Origin of the sequence: Aeromonas encheleia (genome assembly GCF_900637545.1) — a bacterium.
Lineage (GTDB): Bacteria > Pseudomonadota > Gammaproteobacteria > Enterobacterales > Aeromonadaceae > Aeromonas > Aeromonas encheleia.
This window is the reverse complement of sequence record NZ_LR134376.1, coordinates 4,354,962-4,372,344: the sequence shown is the minus strand read 5'-3', so window position 1 is coordinate 4,372,344 and position 17,383 is coordinate 4,354,962. Positions and strand designations below refer to the sequence as shown.

At 63.7% G+C, this 17,383-nt stretch carries 17 protein-coding genes; 8 read left to right on the top strand and 9 right to left on the bottom strand.

Annotated elements, in window-relative coordinates; genetic code table 11:
• Positions 1 to 56: 56 nt before the first annotated feature.
• The 6 genes from EL255_RS20440 to EL255_RS20415 form a co-directional block, all read right to left on the bottom strand.
• The gene (locus EL255_RS20440; protein ID WP_042652934.1) at positions 57 to 698 is read right to left on the bottom strand and encodes a LysE family translocator; all 642 of its coding nucleotides are present in this window, start codon (positions 696 to 698) and stop codon (positions 57 to 59) included.
• 231 nt (positions 699 to 929) lie between these two features.
• Entirely contained in the window at positions 930 to 1,748 is an 819-nt protein-coding gene (locus EL255_RS20435; protein ID WP_042652933.1) for an AraC family transcriptional regulator, read from the bottom strand.
• A gap of 71 nt (positions 1,749 to 1,819) precedes the next feature.
• Entirely contained in the window at positions 1,820 to 2,716 is an 897-nt protein-coding gene (gene rarD, locus EL255_RS20430) for an EamA family transporter RarD (RefSeq protein ID WP_042652932.1), read from the bottom strand.
• 120 nt (positions 2,717 to 2,836) lie between these two features.
• The gene (locus EL255_RS21415; protein ID WP_170176021.1) at positions 2,837 to 3,010 is read right to left on the bottom strand and encodes a hypothetical protein; all 174 of its coding nucleotides are present in this window, start codon (positions 3,008 to 3,010) and stop codon (positions 2,837 to 2,839) included.
• A gap of 125 nt (positions 3,011 to 3,135) precedes the next feature.
• Positions 3,136 to 4,632: an aldehyde dehydrogenase gene (locus EL255_RS20420; protein ID WP_042652931.1), complete on the bottom strand. Its 1,497-nt coding sequence runs from the start codon at positions 4,630 to 4,632 to the stop codon at positions 3,136 to 3,138.
• 180 nt (positions 4,633 to 4,812) lie between these two features.
• Positions 4,813 to 5,355, bottom strand: a complete 543-nt coding sequence (locus tag EL255_RS20415; RefSeq protein WP_042652930.1) for a cupin domain-containing protein — start codon at positions 5,353 to 5,355, stop codon at positions 4,813 to 4,815.
• A gap of 173 nt (positions 5,356 to 5,528) precedes the next feature.
• Between EL255_RS20415 and EL255_RS20410 the strand changes: the two genes are divergently transcribed.
• The 6 genes from EL255_RS20410 to EL255_RS20385 all read left to right on the top strand — a co-directional run bounded on the left by EL255_RS20410 (position 5,529) and on the right by EL255_RS20385 (position 12,046).
• Positions 5,529 to 6,860, top strand: a complete 1,332-nt coding sequence (locus EL255_RS20410) for an omega-aminotransferase AptA (RefSeq protein ID WP_042652929.1) — start codon at positions 5,529 to 5,531, stop codon at positions 6,858 to 6,860.
• A gap of 108 nt (positions 6,861 to 6,968) precedes the next feature.
• Complete coding sequence (locus tag EL255_RS20405; RefSeq protein WP_042652928.1) at positions 6,969 to 8,465, top strand: CoA-acylating methylmalonate-semialdehyde dehydrogenase; 1,497 nt, start codon at positions 6,969 to 6,971, stop codon at positions 8,463 to 8,465.
• A gap of 83 nt (positions 8,466 to 8,548) precedes the next feature.
• Positions 8,549 to 9,277, top strand: a complete 729-nt coding sequence (locus tag EL255_RS20400) for a glutamine amidotransferase-related protein (protein ID WP_042652927.1) — start codon at positions 8,549 to 8,551, stop codon at positions 9,275 to 9,277.
• A gap of 154 nt (positions 9,278 to 9,431) precedes the next feature.
• The gene (locus EL255_RS20395) at positions 9,432 to 10,403 is read left to right on the top strand and encodes a LysR substrate-binding domain-containing protein (RefSeq protein WP_042652926.1); all 972 of its coding nucleotides are present in this window, start codon (positions 9,432 to 9,434) and stop codon (positions 10,401 to 10,403) included.
• A gap of 62 nt (positions 10,404 to 10,465) precedes the next feature.
• Positions 10,466 to 11,305, top strand: coding sequence for a PfkB family carbohydrate kinase (locus EL255_RS20390; protein ID WP_042652925.1), 840 nt, complete (start codon positions 10,466 to 10,468; stop codon positions 11,303 to 11,305).
• A 288-nt stretch (positions 11,306 to 11,593) separates the two neighbouring features.
• Positions 11,594 to 12,046 carry an Rrf2 family transcriptional regulator gene (locus EL255_RS20385; protein ID WP_042652924.1) on the top strand — a complete coding sequence of 151 codons (453 nt, stop codon included), beginning with the start codon at positions 11,594 to 11,596 and terminating at the stop codon, positions 12,044 to 12,046.
• A gap of 70 nt (positions 12,047 to 12,116) precedes the next feature.
• Here the strand turns inward: EL255_RS20385 and EL255_RS20380 are convergent, their stop codons facing one another.
• On the bottom strand, positions 12,117 to 12,629 hold the full coding sequence (locus EL255_RS20380; protein WP_042652923.1) for a ferredoxin-type protein NapF: 513 nt from the start codon (positions 12,627 to 12,629) through the stop codon (positions 12,117 to 12,119).
• A 138-nt stretch (positions 12,630 to 12,767) separates the two neighbouring features.
• Between EL255_RS20380 and EL255_RS20375 the strand changes: the two genes are divergently transcribed.
• Positions 12,768 to 12,983 (top strand): hypothetical protein, encoded by a 216-nt coding sequence (locus tag EL255_RS20375; protein WP_042652922.1) that lies wholly within the window; start codon positions 12,768 to 12,770, stop codon positions 12,981 to 12,983.
• On the top strand, positions 12,980 to 14,311 hold the full coding sequence (gene rmuC, locus EL255_RS20370; RefSeq protein WP_042652921.1) for a DNA recombination protein RmuC: 1,332 nt from the start codon (positions 12,980 to 12,982) through the stop codon (positions 14,309 to 14,311). The genes EL255_RS20375 and rmuC overlap by 4 nt, the downstream gene beginning before the upstream one ends.
• Positions 14,312 to 14,383: 72 nt before the next feature.
• On the opposite strand, the gene EL255_RS20365 is transcribed toward rmuC, so the two are convergent.
• Both EL255_RS20365 and trkA read right to left on the bottom strand, forming a co-directional pair.
• On the bottom strand, positions 14,384 to 15,826 hold the full coding sequence (locus tag EL255_RS20365; protein WP_042652920.1) for a TrkH family potassium uptake protein: 1,443 nt from the start codon (positions 15,824 to 15,826) through the stop codon (positions 14,384 to 14,386).
• Positions 15,827 to 15,919: 93 nt separating this feature from the next.
• Positions 15,920 to 17,296 (bottom strand): Trk system potassium transporter TrkA, encoded by a 1,377-nt coding sequence (gene trkA / locus EL255_RS20360; RefSeq protein ID WP_042652919.1) that lies wholly within the window; start codon positions 17,294 to 17,296, stop codon positions 15,920 to 15,922.
• Between the last annotated feature and the right edge of the window lie 87 nt (positions 17,297 to 17,383).

Here is a 17,383-nt window from a genome sequence, read left to right as displayed (position 1 = left end):
GGCCGTTTCACCCTACTGCGCTGGGTCCACTCGGCGACGGGTGTGGCCTGCATGGTTCAGATATAGGCGCTCGCCTCGCCGGCCAGCTCCACCAGGATGGATAAACTTACGGCGCCAAACAGCAGGCCGGTGACCAGATTGAGCGGCCGTTGCACCCGGCCGAGCAGATGCTGGGCCCGTGCGGTGGAGAGGCTCCAGGCCAGCAGCCCGAACCAGGCCAGAGACAGCAGGAACAACTCCAGGATCAGCAGGCCACGGGTCAGGCCGTCCACCTGCGGCGTCACCATGGCCGCCAGCAGGCCCATGAAGAACAGCAGCGCCTTGGGGTTGAGCAGGTTGGTGGCGAGCCCGGCTCTCAGTCCCCGGTTCCAGCCTTGCAGCTCGCCGCCGGCCCTGAGTGCCAGCGTCGCGCTCTCCTGCCGCGCCGCCTTGATCGCCCCCCAGCCGAGCCAGCCCAGATAGAGGGCACCCACTATCTTCACCGCCATGAACAGCCAGGGTTGACTGGCGATCAGCAGGCTGATGCCGGTCAGGCTGAGGGTGGCGTGCAGCAGGATGGCGAGCGCTATGCCGAGCGCCGCCCCGAGGGCGGTGGGCCTGTGCAGGCTGGTGCGCAGGATCAGCGCGAAGTCGGGACCCGGGCTCGCCAGGGCGATCAGGTGGATGAGACCTATGGTCAGAAACAGGCTGGTGAACATGACATAACTCCAGGAAAGACGACGAGGTGGCAGCATGGGGGATAGGGGCGGGGGCTGGCTTGTAAAAGATTGCATCTGCCGGTGGTATTTGGCCGGGCCGGCGGTCGTCAGTCTGCTTAGCCTGTGAAAGAGAGCATCTTCCGGTGGTAATCGGTCGGGCCGGTGGTCGTCAGCCTGCTTAGCCTGTGAAAGAGAGCATCTGCCGGTGGTAATCGGTCGGGCCGGTGGCCGTCAGCTCGACTGGCCTGTGAGCGACTGCATCTGCTGGCGGTAGTCCGCCGGGGTGAGGCCGAAGGCCTGGCGGAAGCCGTGGTGGAAGTGGCTCTGATCGAAGAAACCGACCGCCAGCGCCACCTCGCTCACCGGCAGGCCGCGGGCGAGCAGGAGCTTGCCGCGCTCGAGGCGCAGCCGCTTGAGCCAGGCATAGGGGGTCATGCCGGTCTTCTTCTTGAACTGGCGCAGGAAGGCGAAGCGATCCAGCCCGAACTGGGCGGCCAGATCCTCCAGACTGTGGCGCTGATCCAGCTGACCCAGCAGATAATCGCGCAGGTAGCGCAGCTGGGGATCCGCCAGGGCGTGGCGCTCCGGTGCCAGCCGCAGCAGATCGCCGAGCAGGGCCAGCAACCGGCTCTCCGCCAGCAGGCCGTCCGGCTGGGGGCGATCCAGGTACATGTGCAGCCGGGCGAAGCCCTGATAGAGGTCGGGTCTGGCCTGTAGCCCCTTGTCGAAGAAGGGCTCAGGGTTGTCTGGCAGCCAGCGCGCCAGCTGCTCGGGGGCGATGGCAAACACCCGCACCTCGTAGCCTTCCGGCAGCAGGCTCAGGCCGTCGTGCATCTCGTCCGGGTTGACGGTGGAGAGCTCGCCGCGCACCAGGTTGTGGCTGCTGCCCTTGTGGATGAACTTCTGGCCGCCCTGCTGCACCAGACCTATGTGATAGTCCAGGTGTACGTGGCGGCCATAGCTGAACTCCCTGTGGTGGGAGTGGGAGAGTTCAACCCCCGGCAGCAGCGGGGATTGCCAGTAATGGATGCGGGATTGGGGTGCGCTCATCGACTATTGATAACCCGAAAGCCGGCGATTGGCTTGTAGATTATTGCGTCGACCACCGCGCACCCTGCGCCTCAACCCGCGGCCTGACGGCGCTTGCCGCTGCGCAGCCCGTCCAGGCTGAACAGCACCAGCGCGCTCCAGATGCAGCCGAAGGTGATCATCTTGTCCAGCGCCAGCGACTCCCCGTACAGGGTCACCGCCAGGATGAACATCAGGCTGGGGCCTATGTACTGGAAGAAACCCAGGGTGGAGAGCTTGAGCCGGGTGGCGGCCGCGGTGAAGCAGAGCAGCGGCGCCGTGGTGACGGCCCCGGCGGCGATCAGCAGCAGGTTGAGGTGCCAGTCATTTTCGGTGAGGTGGCTGGTGGGGCTGTCCGCGAATCCCCACAGGTAGATGGCGGCGGGGGGCAGCATGATCAGGGTCTCGATCAGCAGGCCGGTGAGGGCATCGAGGGCCAGCTTCTTGCGGATGAGGCCGTAGATGGCGAAGCTCGAGGCCAGCACCAGTGCAATCCAGGGCAGGGAGCCGAAGGCGATGAGCTGGACGGCGACCCCGATCACCGCCAGCCCCACGGCCCACCACTGCAGGCGGCGCAGCTGCTCGCTCAGGAACAGCATGCCGAGCAGCACGTTGAACAGCGGGTTGATGTAGTAGCCGAGGCTGGCATCCAGCATGTGGCCGTTGTTGATGGCCCAGATGAACAGCAGCCAGTTGCCACCGACGGTGACCGAGGTGAAGGCCAGGGTGAGCAGCACCTTGGGTTGGCGCAGCACCGCCCGCACCTTGTGCCACTGGCGGCCGAGCAGGGTCAGCACCAGCAGCAGGACGCAGGACCAGATCATGCGATGGGTCAGGATCTCGGCGGCCGGGACGGCGGAAATGGTCTTGAAGTAGATGGGCGCCAGGCCCCAAAGGGTATAGGCACACAGGGCATAGATGACGCCCTGGCGCTGAATTTGTTGCTGCATGTGGATAACCTTCAGAATCGGATGTTGGAAAACATCGCAAAAAATCAGTGTAGCGATACTTTTGGGGGGAAAGAAGTGAATAAACGAGGCTTGGCGAGATTTTTACAGCATGGAACCGGCTCAGCGACCGCCGCCGCGGCGGATCTTCTCCACATCCATCAGCAGCCACAGCATGAGTACGATGGCGGAGATCCAGGGGCCCCAGGTCACATAGGCCTCACCCTGGCCCAGCACGAAGAACAGGAGCGGCAACCCCACTACCAGAAACAGTACACTTCCCAGAAAAAACAGCATTTTTATCTTTATATTTAACAGCTTGTCTATTTGACGATTATATCGATTGAGGCGGGTGATGAAAGGGTAAAAATGGAAAAGGGGGATTTCTCCCCCTCTTTCGTCACATCGGCTCATTTCTGACATTAATCGAGCTGGATCCAGGTGCTCTTCAGCTCGGTGTACTTCTCCAGCGCGTGCAGCGACTTGTCGCGGCCGTTGCCGGATTGCTTGAAGCCGCCGAACGGCATCGTCATGTCGCCCCCATCCCAGTTGTTGACGAACACAGTGCCGGCGCGCAGGGCGCGGGAGCCCTTGATCGCCTGATTGAGGTCCGCAGTCCAGATGGCGGCGGCCAGGCCGTAGTCGCTGTCGTTGCCGAGCGCTATGGCTTCTTCGAGCGTGTCGAAGCCGCTCACCGCCAGCACGGGGCCGAAGATCTCCTCGCGGAAGATGCGCATCTGCGGCGTCACCTCATCAAAAATCGTGGGGGCTATATAGAAGCCACCGCTCTCCTGATTGGTGCGCTGGCCCCCCAGCAGCAGCTTGGCGCCCTCCTGCTGGCCGATCTCGATGTAACGCAGCACCTGCTCCAGCTGGATGTTGTCCACCATGGCGCCGATGCGGGTGGCGGGATCGAGCGGGTTGGCGGAGATCCACTCGCGGGCATGGGCCAGCAGCCGCGCCATGAACTGCGGCTTGATGCTGTTTTGCACCAGCAGGCGGGAGGCGGCGGTGCACACCTCGCCCTGGTTGTAGAAGATGGCGCCGACGGCGCTCTTGGCGGCGGCGTCCAGATCCGGCACGTCCGCCATGATGATGTTGGGGCTCTTGCCGCCACACTCCATGAAGGCGCGTTTCAGGTTCGATTTGCCGGAGCACTGCACCAGATGCTTGCCGATCTTGGTGGAGCCGGTGAAGGTGATGCAGTCCACGTCCATGTGCATGGCCAGCGCCTCACCCACGGTGTGGCCAAAGCCTGGCAGCACGTTGAAGACTCCATCCGGGATGCCCGCCTCTTTCGCGATGCCGGCGATGCGCAGGGCGGTGAGGGGGGATTTCTCGGACGGCTTGAGGATGACGGAGTTGCCGGTGGCGAGCGCCGGTCCCAGCTTCCAGCAGGCCATCACCAGCGGGAAGTTCCAGGGCACGATGGCGGCCACCACCCCGAGTGCCTCGCGGGTCACCAGCGCCAGCGCGCTCTCCTCGACCGGGGCGACCTGATCGTAGATCTTGTCGATGGCCTCGGCGTTCCAGGCGATGCAGTTGGCGGCGGCGGGGGCGTCATAGCCCATGGCGTCGCCGATGGGCTTGCCCATGTCCAGCGACTCCAGCAGCGCCAGCTCCACCTTGTTGAGGCGCATCAGATCGGCGAAGCGCTGCATGATCTGCTTGCGCTGCTTCGGGGCCAGCCCGCTCCAGCGCTTGTCGGTGAAGGCGGCGCGGGCGGCTTGCACCGCCAGCTCGGCATCCGCGGCATCGCAGGATGCCACCTTGGTCAGCAGCTGGCCGTTGGCAGGGTTGATGCAGTCGAAGGTGGCGCCGTTGACGGCGTCCCGGTAGCTGCCGTCGATAAAGGCTTGCGAGGGCAGGGTCAGATGGGCGGCCTTGTGTTGCCACTGGGCCAGGGTCAGGTCACTCATGTTCACTCCTTGAACCGGCAAAGATAGTCTCCGCGTATCAATATGCTAAACATCCTGCCGCTTGTAAATCATATGTGTACAATTTTGTTAAACACTTGCCCCCGTCAGCCTTTGGCAACGGACGGGGATATCACCGGGGCTGGTGGGCCCGCCCGTCCGCCAAAGGCGGCCGCTCCGTCATCAGAAACTGGCCGGGGTGTTGGCCGAGATCAGCACGCACTCCTGCTCGCCCACGTTGCGGAAACGGTGCGGGGTGCGGCTGTCGAAGTAGTAGCCATCCCCCGGCGCCAGCAGGTGGATCTGCTCGCCGACGGTCACCTCGACCTGACCCTGGATGACGATGCCGCACTCTTCCCCTTCGTGGCTCAGCATGTCGTCGCCGGTGTCGGCCCCGGGGGGGAGGATCTCCTGCATCATGCCGATGGCGCGGTTGGCACGGCTGTGACCCACCAGCCGGTAGCTGATGGGGTGGGTGCCGAGATCCGGCATGTCGTCCGCACGGAAGATCACCTCGGAATCCATCTCCGTCTCATCGGTGAAGAAGCTGGCGAGCGACATGGGAATGCCTTCCAGCACCTTGCGCAGCGAGGCCACGGACGGGCTCACCTGATTTTTCTCGATCTGGGAGATAAAGCCGTTGGTCACACCGGAGCGCTTGGCCAGCTCGCGCTGGGAGAGGGCCGCCTTGGTGCGAACCGCCTTGAGGCGGTGACCGATATCCATCGATAGACACTCCTTGACTGTTTACTATTATTAAAATTGTGTTAAATATCTTATACCACCCCAAGAGGGTGACACCAAGCAGGGGCGATAAATGGCCCTTTTTTATGGATTCAGGTGTTTAATTTAATAGGCACAAGCCAAGCGTTACTAAACGCCTTAAGGATGAGGTGACCATGAAACCGATAAGCGACATCAATACTCCCTCCGACATGTCCGCCTTCTGGATGCCCTTCACCGCCAACCAGCAGTTCAAGGCGGCGCCGCGTATCCTGAAGTCGGCAGAGGGGATGTATTATCACTCAGAGGATGGCCGCAAGATACTGGATGGCACCGCCGGGCTCTGGTGTTGCAACGCGGGCCATGGTCGGCGCGAGATTGCCGAGGCGGTCTCCCAGCAGATCTCCCACCTCGATTTCGCCCCTACGTTCCAGATGGGCCACCCTCTACCGTTCGAGCTGGCCAACCAGCTGGTGGAGATAGCCCCCAAGGGATTCGGCCACGTCTTCTATACCAACTCCGGCTCTGAGGCCGTCGATACGGCGCTGAAGATAGCGCTGGCCTGGCAACGGGCGCGCGGCCAGGGTAGCCGCACCCGCCTCATCGGCCGCGAGCGCGGCTATCACGGGGTCGGCTTCGGCGGCATCTCGGTCGGCGGCATCCCCGGCAACCGCAAGTGGTTCGGCTCCCTGCTGACCGGGGTGGATCATCTGCCCCATACCCTCAACATCGCCAAGAATGCCTTCACCAAGGGCCTGCCCGAGGAGGATCTCAGCCTGGCCGACGAGCTGGAGAAGATCGTCTTCCTCCATGACGCCAGCAACATAGCCGCCGTCATCGTCGAACCCATCGCCGGCAGCACCGGCGTCATCATGCCGCCCAAGGGCTACCTCAAGCGGCTGCGGGAGATCTGCACCAGGCACGGCATCCTGCTGATCTTCGACGAGGTGATCACCGGCTTCGGCCGGCTGGGTGCCCCCTTCGCCGCCCAGGAGTTCGATGTCATGCCCGACATGATCACCTGTGCCAAGGGGCTCACCAACGGCGCCATCCCCATGGGGGCCGTGCTGGTGCAGAACCACATCTATGACGACATGATAGCGGCGGGCAAGGGAGCCATAGAGCTGTTCCACGGCTACACCTACTCGGGTCACCCGGTGGCCGCCGCCGCCGGTCTGGCGACCCTGGAGATCTACCGCAACGAGAATCTGCTCAACCGCGCCGCCGATCTGGCGGGCTACTGGGAGGCGGCGGCCCACTCCCTCAAGGGCTGCAAGCATGTGAAGGATGTGCGCAACTACGGTCTGGTGGCGGGCATCGAGCTGGAATCCATGCCGGATGCACCGGGCAAGCGTGGCTACGAGGTGTTCGTGCGCTGCTTCGAGAAGGGGGCGTTGGTCCGCGTCACCGGCGACATCATCGCCCTGTCGCCACCCCTCATCATAGAGCGCAGCGAGATCGACGATCTCTTCACCCTGCTGCAGGATGCCCTGCAGGCACAGGACTGATTTTTCACCTTATTTTTCATGGTGCACGCGCTGCGGGCGCCATCTTCCTGCGTGCCGATCTCATGACGCCACGCAGGATTGAGACGAATTACCCATCAAGGAGGATATATGACATACCGGGTTAGCAACTTCATCGGCGGTGAGACGAAAGAGAGCCACAGCGAGCGCTTCGGCGCCATCTTCGATCCGGCCACCGGCCAGCAGCAGGGACAGGTGGTGCTCAGCACCGCCGCCGAGTGCGCCGAGGCCATCGCCATCGCCGAGCAGGCCTTCGCCGACTGGTCCCAGACTCCGCCGCTGGTACGGGCGCGGGTGATGTTTCGCTTCAAGGCGCTGATGGAGGAGCATCGCGACGAGCTGGCCCGGCTCATCAGCCGCGAGCATGGCAAGGTGTTCTCCGATGCCCAGGGCGAGCTGACTCGGGGGCTGGAGGTGGTGGAGTTTGCCTGCGGCATCCCTCATCTGCTCAAGGGGGAGCACTCCCTCAACGTGGGCCGCGGGGTGGACAGCCACTCCATGATGCAACCGGTGGGGGTCTGCGCCGGCATCACGCCGTTCAACTTCCCGGCCATGGTGCCGCTGTGGATGTTCCCGGTGGCGCTGGCCTGCGGCAACAGCTTCATCCTCAAGCCGTCCGAGAAGGATCCCTCGCTCTCCCTGCGCATGGCCGAGCTGCTCAAGCAGGCCGGCCTGCCGGACGGGGTGCTCAACGTGGTCAACGGCGACAAGGAGGTGGTGGATGTGCTGCTGACCGACCCGCGTGTGCAGGCGGTGTCCTTCGTCGGCTCCACCCCCATCGCCCAGTACATCTATGCCACCGCCTCGGCCCATGGCAAGCGGGTGCAGGCGCTGGGCGGCGCCAAGAACCACATGCTGGTTATGCCGGATGCGGATCTCGATCAGGCGGTCTCCGCCCTGATGGGAGCGGCTTACGGTGCGGCCGGCGAGCGCTGCATGGCGATCTCGGTGGCCGTGGTGGTCGGCGAGGTCACCGCCGATGCCTTGGTGGCCAAGCTGACACCGCTGGTGGAGGCGCTGCGGGTCGGCCCGGGTCTGGGCGCGAGCCCGGAGAACGAGATGGGGCCGCTCATCAGCCGCGAGCATCTGGCCAAGGTGCGCGGCTACGTGGATCAGGGGGTGGCCGAGGGGGCCCAGCTGCGAGTGGATGGGCGCGGCGTCAGCCACGGCGAAGGCTACTTCATCGGCGGCAGCCTGTTCGATCGGGTGACCCCCGAGATGCGCATCTACCGGGAGGAGATCTTCGGCCCGGTGCTGGCCATAGTGCGGGCGCCGGACTATGAAACCGCGCTCGGGCTCATCAACGATCACGAGTACGGCAACGGCACCGCCATCTTTACCTGTGACGGCGATACCGCAAGGGACTTCACCACCCGGGTTCAGGTCGGTATGGTAGGGGTGAACGTTCCCATCCCGGTGCCCATGGCGTTTCACAGCTTCGGTGGCTGGAAACGGTCCATCTTCGGGCCGCTCAACATGCACGGGCCGGATGGGGTACGCTTCTATACCCGGATGAAGACAGTCACCGCGCGCTGGCCACAGAGCCTGCGAGCCGGCGCCGAGTTCTCCATGCCGACCATGAAATGACCAACCATGCAGTAGCTAGCCTAGGCATGGCCCGGCGGAGGGATCCGCCGGAGTGCCCCGCTATCCCTGTGAAGGAGTAACAGATGCGACTGGGAATTCTCGATTGTGACCGGCTGGACCCCGATTTGGCGGGGAGTTTTGGCCCCGTTTACTCCGAGATGTTTATCAAGGGCTTCCGGGCGCTGGCCCCGGCGCTGGAATACCGGGTCTGGTCGGCGCTCGATGGCGAGCTGCCGGCCGACCTGAACGAATGCGATGCCTGGCTCATCACCGGCTCGCGCCACGATGCTTACAGCGATCTGCCCTGGATCCTGGCGCTGCGCGACTGGATCCGGCGCGCCCACGATCAGAACGTCAAACTGGCCGGGATCTGCTTCGGCCATCAGGTGATCGCCCAGGCACTGGGGGGGGAGGTGATGAAGTCCACCAAGGGCTGGGGGCTCGGCGTCTCCGTCCACCCCATGCAGGAGGCGAAGCCCTGGATGCAGCCTGGGCTGGACACGATCCGGATCCTGGCCAGCCACCAGGATCAGGTGGAGCAGCTGCCGCCGGGGGCGACCCTGCTGGCGGGCAACGACTTCTGCCCGAACTTCATGTTCCTGCAGGGGGATCACATAGTCGCGATTCAGGGCCACCCTGAGTTCTCGGTGGAGTACAACCGGGCGCTGATCGAGCGGCGACGGGATCGGCTGCCCGATGAGCACTACCAGAGCAGCCTCTCCTCCCTGGAGGGGGAGGTGGACTCGGCCACCATGATGCAGTGGCTGCTGCAGTTTCTCGGCATGCTGCCGGTCGGGCCCGCCGTGCGCTGAACCCCGTTTGTCATATAACCCCTGCAGATGCTAGATTTTGTAGCAAAATGAAGGATCAAGCGGTGATATGCCAAGTTCGGATGATACACTGGCCGCCATTTGTGGCGGCCTTGTCCATCCAATGACAGCCGCGCCAGCCTGTGAGGGTGAAGCCTTGAAACTACAGCAGTTGAAGTATCTGATCGCGGTGCGGGACCACAATCTCAATGTTTCCGTCGCTTCCGATGCGCTCTATACCAGCCAGCCTGGGGTGAGCAAGCAGATCGGCTTGCTGGAGAGCGAGCTGGGGGTGCGTATCTTCGAGCGCCGCGGCAAGCACCTGCATCGCATCACCCCGGTGGGCGAGGAGATCATCAGGTGTGCCGAGGCGATGCTCAACATCGAGGGCAAGATCAAGGCCATCTCCCGCGAGTACCTGGATCCGACCGTGGGCACGCTCAACATCCACACCACCCACACCATAGCGCGTTATCTGCTGCCCAAGAGCGTCACTTATTTCACCAAGAAGTACCCCAAGATCTCGTTCCATCTGCACCCGGTGATGTCGGCCAACAAGGAGCAGATCAGCAAGGGCTACTCCGATTTTTCCATCGTGGCCCACGAGATCGGCTTCGACAAGGAGCTGATCGCACTGCCCGCCTACCTCTGGACCCTGTCGCTGGTGGTGCCGCAGGATCACCCGCTGGCCAAGGTGAAGAAGCCGAGCCTGGAGCAGCTCTGTCAGTACCCCATCCTCAGCTACGAGAGTGGCGCCACCGGGCGTCAGGTGCAGGATCAGGTGTTCCAGGCCGCTGGCCTCACCCCCAACTACTACATGACGGTGATGGATGCCGGCGTCATCAAGCGCTACGTGGAGCTGGGCTTCGGCATCGGCATCATCTCATCCTTGGTGGCCGACGACACCGATGCCCCCGGCCTGGTGGCCATCAACCTGGAGTACCTGTTCGCGCCCTGCCCGGCCCAGCTCTGCTTCAGCAAGAGCATACTGTTGCAGAACTACATGTATGACTTCATCAGCTCCTTCTCGCCGCACCTCACCAAGGAGGTGATCCAGAACGTCATGCAGCAGCCGACCCAGGCGCGCATCGACGAGCTGATGACCGGGGTGGAACTACCCGTCTACTGACCCTCTCGCATCATCGGCCCCGGCCGATGATGCCGTCATGTCCTCCTGTCTTAGAGGTACCCATGTCCCGCATCCTGCTGCTCGCCAACCTCAACTGTGACCATGTGCTCTCCCTGGGCGAACCGCTGGTGGCGGGGGCCCGTCTGCAGTACCTGGATCAGGGGCGCAGGCTGGGGGGCGGCGCCGCCAACACCGGCATCGGCCTGGTGTGGGCGGGGCACGAGGTGCGCATCGCCTCGCGCATCGGGCTGGACGAGACCGGCGACTGGCTGCTGGAGCAGGCGGCGATCCATGGTCTGGATTGCAGCCAGGTGGAGCGCTTCGGTGGCGAGACCGGCGAGCTGCTGATCCTGGTGGACTCCACCGGCGAGCGCACCATCTTGCGCCGTCCCCGTCGCCCCGATCTGCCCGGTGACCTGCCGGTGGAGGGGGTGGATTGCCTCTACGTCAACTATCCCGGCACCGCCATCATAGGTTACATGCGCCAGATGCTCGGCAAGAGCTTCGTGGTGGCCCAGTACCCCAAGGGCGGCCAGGCCCGCCGTCCCTGCCATGTGCTGGTGGCCTCCCGCGCCGATCTGGCGGAGGTGGCCGATCCCTGGCTGCATGCCCGCGGCCTGGCGGGGGAGCAGCTGGAGTGGCTGGTGCTGACCGAGGGCAAGGCGGGGGCCGTGGCCATCCACGGCGAGGAGCAGATCCGGGTCGCGGCGCGGCCGGTGTCGGTGGTGGATACCACGGGGGCGGGGGATGCCTTCGCCGGTGGCCTCATCCACGGCCTGGCCCGTGGCATGGCGATCCAGGATGCCCTGCAGTGCGCGGTGGACTGGGGCGCCTTCGCGGTGGCGTCGGAGAGCTCCATCCCCTCCCAGGCCCTGAAAAACTGGCTGAGACTGCCCCACTGAAGCTGACGTTCCAACCCGATGCTCCCGTCTTTGACCCCGCGCCGGCCGGTGGGATTTAGTCGCCAGAAATGGCCGAAACCCCACCCCAAGCCGGCAAGTTTGCGATCAATCAAAGAAAGTGTCGATTTATGTACATCTTCGTCGACACCCGTCCGGGCTGCTCTTAACCTTGTCACTCCACGACTCGGCTCAAGATGCGGATCCTGTGCGGGCGCACGCACCATCCCCGTCCCTTGGCCCCTGGTTGTCGTCCTGATTTCTGGCTTGTAGTAAGAGGCAAGTGCGACCATGCAACTGACACGATTTACCGACTATGCCCTGCGGACCCTGACTTTTCTGGCAATCCAGCCGGGAGATCGCCTGTCGACCATCACCGAGGTGGCCGACACCTTCGCCATCTCCCGCAACCACGTGGTCAAGATAGTGCATCAGCTCGGCATCAAGGGTTACATCGAGACGATCCGTGGCAAGCACGGCGGCATCCGCCTCGGTCGCTCCGCGGTCTCCATCAACCTGCGCGACGTGGTGATGGACATGGAGCACGTGCTCTGTCCGGTGGACTGCAAACGCGAGAACTGCCGTCTCTCCGGCGGTTGCCGTATCCAGGGCATACTGCGCCGCGCCATGAATGCCTTCCTCGAGGTGCTGGGGGAATACACCCTGGCCGATGCGGTGCGGGATCCGACCCGGCTCTGCCACCTGCTGGGGATAGAGCAGGACAACGTCCTGGCCATGGCATAAGGCCGAGGCAGACCATGAGGGGCCCAAGGGCCCCTCTGTGCTTTCTGGCATTCGAGTCGGATGGTGTGGGCTAGGGTTGCGGGATCAGGGTGATGGCACCGTGCAGGCAGGCGAGGCCACAGGCACCGCAACCGTCACAGGCCGCCATGTTGACGCTCACCCCCTCGCTGCTGGCCTTGATCGCCTGCTGGGGGCAGGCATCCTCGCACAGCAGGCAGTAGAAGCCCTGGCGGGCCTGGCAGCTCGCCTCGATCCTGACCCGGGTCTGCACCTGGCGGCCGAGTCGCAGATCCAGCGCCCCCGTGGGGCAGGCTCTGGCGCAACTGCCGCAGTAGCTGCACTGGCCGCAGGCGAGATCCAGCACCGGAGTGCCGGCGATGGGGGTACCGTCGTATTCCGGCTGATCGGCCGGTTTGAGCAGGCCGTTGGGGCAGGCCTTGAAGCATTCACCGCAACGGTTGCAGAGGGCGAGGTATTGGGATTCCTCGATGGCCCAGGGCGGGCGTGCCTCATGGCAAGCCACGGCCGGTTTGGCGGGGCTTCCCAGTGCGTGCATCAACCAGCGACAGAAAAAGTGAGTCATGCCTACCCCGAATACCTATTAGGGGTTAATTTTAGCCAGATTTCCGCCGGCAAGCCAGAGAATAGCGTGGCGCAGGATCGCAAGCCGGGTTGGCCTTGTGTAAGCTAGGCAGATCTTTTTGCGTGGTCGAACATACACATGTGGTTATTTCTCTGGCGTGCCTCCCTGCTCTATGTCTTCCCGTTGCTGATGTGGGCCTATTGCCGCATCAAGGGTATCGAGTTCGCCGAGCTCGACACCGGGGTCAATAGCCACAAGTGGGTGGTGCTGGCCGCCTACCTCATCTATGTCCTGCTCTGGCTGCTGCTCAACCGCTACCTCGAACTCTTCCTGCGCCAGCGGAGTCGGCGATGATCCCGATGACGAGCTGGCTGCCTGCGTTGCTGGCGGGTCTGCTCGCCCTGGGCCTCGGCTGGCTGGTGGGCCGCCGCGCGGCCCGGGAGGAGATGCTGCTGACCGAGGAGCGCCATCAGGCGCTGCAGGACAGATTCGACGAGCTGCAGGACGAGAAGATGCTGGGCCAGCAGAAGCTGGAGCAGCAGCAGGCCCTGCTGCTCAAGCTCACCGCCCGCCTCAAGGATGCCGAAGCCACCCTGCGCAGCGAGCGCATCGCCAGCGCCGAGAAGCTGCAACTGCAACAGCAGGCGGAGGCCCGCCTCAGCCAGCAGTTCGAGAACCTCGCCAACCGTATCTTCGAGCAAAACTCCGGTAACTTCCGCGAACTGAACCAGAACAGCCTGGATCTGCTGCTGACACCGCTCAAGGAGCAGCTCGAGGGTTTCCGTCGCCAGGTGGGGGAGACCCACGCTCAGGAGACGGCCCAGCGCCACAGCCTCAAGTTCGAGCTGGAGCGCCTCGCCGAGCTCAATGCCCGCATGACCGAAGAGGCCGCGGCGCTCACCCGGGCCCTCAAGGGGGACAGCAAGCAGCAGGGCAACTGGGGTGAGGTGGTGCTGGCCCGTATCCTCTCCGAGTGCGGCCTGCGGGAGGGCCACGAGTACCACACCCAGGTCAACATCGAGGTGGACAAGGGCAAGCGCTATCAGCCCGACGTCATCGTCCACCTGCCGCAAGACAAGGACATCATCATAGACGCCAAGGTGTCGCTGACCGCGTACGAGCGCTGGTACAACAGCGACGACACGCTGGAGAAGGCGGTGGCGCTCAAGGAGCACGTTGCATCGGTGCGCAACCACATCCGCGAGCTGGGCCGCAAGGATTACCAGCAACTGCCCGGGGTGCGCACCCTGGACTATGTGCTGATGTTCGTGGCGGTGGAGCCGGCGTTTCTGACCGCGCTGGAGGCCGACCCCTCCCTGGTGCGCTACGGGCTGGATCACAACATCCTACTGGTCAGCCCCACCAACCTGATGGTGGCGCTGCGCACCATAGAAAACCTGTGGCGCTACGAGCGCCAGAACCAGAACTCGCGCCAGATCGCCGAGCGGGCCGGACGGCTGTACGAGAAGCTGCGGTTGTTCGTGGAGGAGATGCAGCAGATGGGGGGCAGCCTGCACAAGGCGCAGGAGAGCTACGACAAGGCGATGGGTCGGCTGGTCAACGGCCGCGGTAACCTGATCGCCCAGGCCGAGCGCTTTCGCGAGCTGGGGGTGGAGGTGACCAAGCCGCTGCCGGAGCCGCTAATCAACCGTGCGCTGGAGCGGGAAGACTCCGCCGACTGAGATGGTCGAAAGCAGATGGAAAGGGCAGCCCATGGGCTGCCCTTTTTGTCATCAGGATCCGCCGCTCCGGCCTTACTGCCGCCAGAAGGAGGGGAAGAAGATCACCGCGACGGTCAGGATCTCGAGTCGACCCAGCAGCATGCCGAAGGAGAGGATCCACTTGGCCGCATCCGGCAGGGTGGCGAAGTTGGTGCTGGGTCCTATGATGGGGCCCATGCCGGGACCCACGTTGGCCACCGCCGTGATGGAGCCGGAGATGGCGGTCAGCGGATCCAGGCCGATGGCGGCGAGCAGGGCGGCGATCAGCAAGATGATGGCGAAATAGGCCAGCACGAAGGAGATCATGGAGCGGATGATGGCGTCGTTGACCGGGCGGCCGTTGTACTTCTGGGGGAAGACGGCGGAGGGGTGCATCAGCTGGCGCATCTGCTTCTTGAACAGGGCGAAGGCCACCTGCACCCGGAAGATCTTGAGCCCCCCGGCGGTGGAGCCGGAGCAGGCGCCGAGCGCCAGCAAAATGATGAAGATGATGCTGGTGAGCGGCCCCCAGGTGCCGAAGTCACCGAGGCCGAAGCCGGTGGTGGTCAGCACAGAGACTATGTTGAAGCTGCTGATGCGCAGGGCATCCATGAAGCCGTAAATATCCCTGACCCAGAGATAGAAGGTGACGATGACGGTCACCCAGACCACCAGCCAGAAGAAGCCCTGTACCTGGGCATCCTTGAGCAGGCTGTTGTCGCGACGGTTCAGGCTCTGGATGTAGAGCAGGAAGGGCAGGCCGCCGAGGAACATGAACAGGGTACCGATCCAGTGCGCCGAGTTGGAGAAGTGGGACATGGACTGATCCGAGGTGGAGTAGCCGCCGGTGCTCAGCGTCGTCATGGAGTGGTTGACCGCCTCGAACAGCGTCATGCCGCTCACCCAGTAGGCGAGGAAGCAGAGCATGGAGAGCACCAGGTAGACCACCACTATGTTGTTGGCCACCGTCTTGGCGCGCGGTGCGCTCTTGTCAGACCAATCCGAGCTCTCGGTCTGGAACAGCTTCATGCCGCCCACGTTGAGGTAGGGCAGCACGGCTACCGCCATCACGATGAAGCCAACACCGCCGAGCCACTGCAGGATGGAGCGCCACAGCAAGATGCTGTGGGCCATGCCGTCCAGCCCGGACAGCACTGTGGAACCCGTGGTGGTGACACCGGACATGGTCTCGAAGTAGGCGTCGGTGAAGTCGATGTGGTTGATGAAGAAGAAGGGCAGGGCGCCGAAGATGCAGGCCACCACCCAGACCGAGGTGGTGAGCAGGAACATCTCCCGCACCCCGAGGTGAAATTCCGCCTTGCGCCCGTAGTGCAGGCAGAGCAGGGCGGCGCCGTGGGTGATCAGCACGGACTTGAGAAATTCGACGAAGCCCTCGGAACCGGTGAGCAGCGCCAGCAGGGTGGGCAACCACATGAACAGGGCCAGCTTGGAGAGCACCAGCCCGAGGGTGAAGACGATGGGACGCAGCTTGATCATCGGAGATAACCTGGTCGTTGATTAACAAAAGACCCGGACGATTCCTTGGGGAAAGATCCGGGTCTGGGTGCTGTCGCCTGATGCATGGGCAGGTTACAGGAAGAAGGGACTTGGCTGGAACAGACGTTCCACTTCCGGAATGTACTTCTTGTCCACCAGGAACATCACCACGTGGTCATCCTGCTGGATCTGGGTGCGATCGTGGGCGATCAGCACCTCGTCGCCGCGCACCACTGCGCCTATGGTGGTGCCCGGCGGCAGCTTGAGCTCGCCCACCGTCTTGCCCACCACCTTGGAGGTGTTCTCGTCACCGTGGGCTATGGCCTCGATGGCCTCGGCCGCGCCGCGGCGCAGGCTGTAGACGTTGGCGATATCCGCCCGGCGCACGTGGGTCAGCAGGGCCGAGATGGTGGCCTGCTGGGGCGAGATGGCGATGTCGATGGAGCCGCCCTGCACCAGATCCACGTAGGCGCTGCGCTGGATCAGCACCATGGTCTTCTTGGCGCCCATCTTCTTGGCGAGCAGGGCCGACATGATGTTGGACTCGTCCTCGTTGGTCACCGCGATGAAGACGTCGATCTGATCGATGTGCTCCTCCGCCAGCAGCTCCTGATCCGCCGCGTCGCCGCAGAAGACGATGGTGTTCTCCAGCAGCTCCGACAGCTGTTCCGCCCGCTTCTGGTTGCGCTCGATCAGCTTGACGCTGTAGCGCTTCTCCAGCTGGCGGGCGAGGCCGGCACCTATGTTGCCACCCCCGACTATCATGATGCGGCGATAGGGGCTCTCGAGCCGCTGCAGCTCCGACATCACGGCGCGGATATGGCCGGCGGCGGCGACGAAGAACACCTCGTCATCCGCCTCTATGATAGTGGTGCCCTGGGGGCGGATGGAGCGGCCCTGACGGAAGATGGCGGCCACTCGGGTCTCGATGTTGGGCATGTGATCCCGCAGGGTGGATAGCGCATTGCCCACCAGGGGGCCGCCGTAGTAGGCCTTGACCGCCACCAGCCCCACCTTGCCGCCGGCGAAGTCCACCACCTGCAGCGCACCCGGGTATTCGATCAACCGGCGTACGTAGTCGGTTACCAGCTGCTCGGGGGCGATCAGGTGATCCACCGGCACGGATTCCGGCAGGAACAGCCGATCCCGCTCCACCAGATAGGCCGGGGAGCGAATGCGCGCCACCTTGTTCGGGGTGTTGAACAGGGAGTAGGCCACCTGGCAGGCGATCATGTTGGTCTCGTCGCTGTTGGTGACCGCCACCAGCATGTCGGCATCCTGGGCGCCCGCTTCGCGCAGCACCCTGGGGTGGGCGCCGTGACCGTTCACCACCCGCAGATCGAACTTGTCCTGCAGCTCCCGCAGACGGTCGCTGTCGGTATCGACTATGGTGATGTCGTTGTTTTCACCCGCGAGGTTCTCGGCTAGCGTGCCGCCGACCTGACCCGCGCCCAGAATGATGATTTTCATAGGGAAATCTTACCCAAGGTTGTTCCGTTACTGAGGTGGCCAGCCAGTCTGATGCCCGAAATGCGGATCTTCATAGGGAAATCTTAC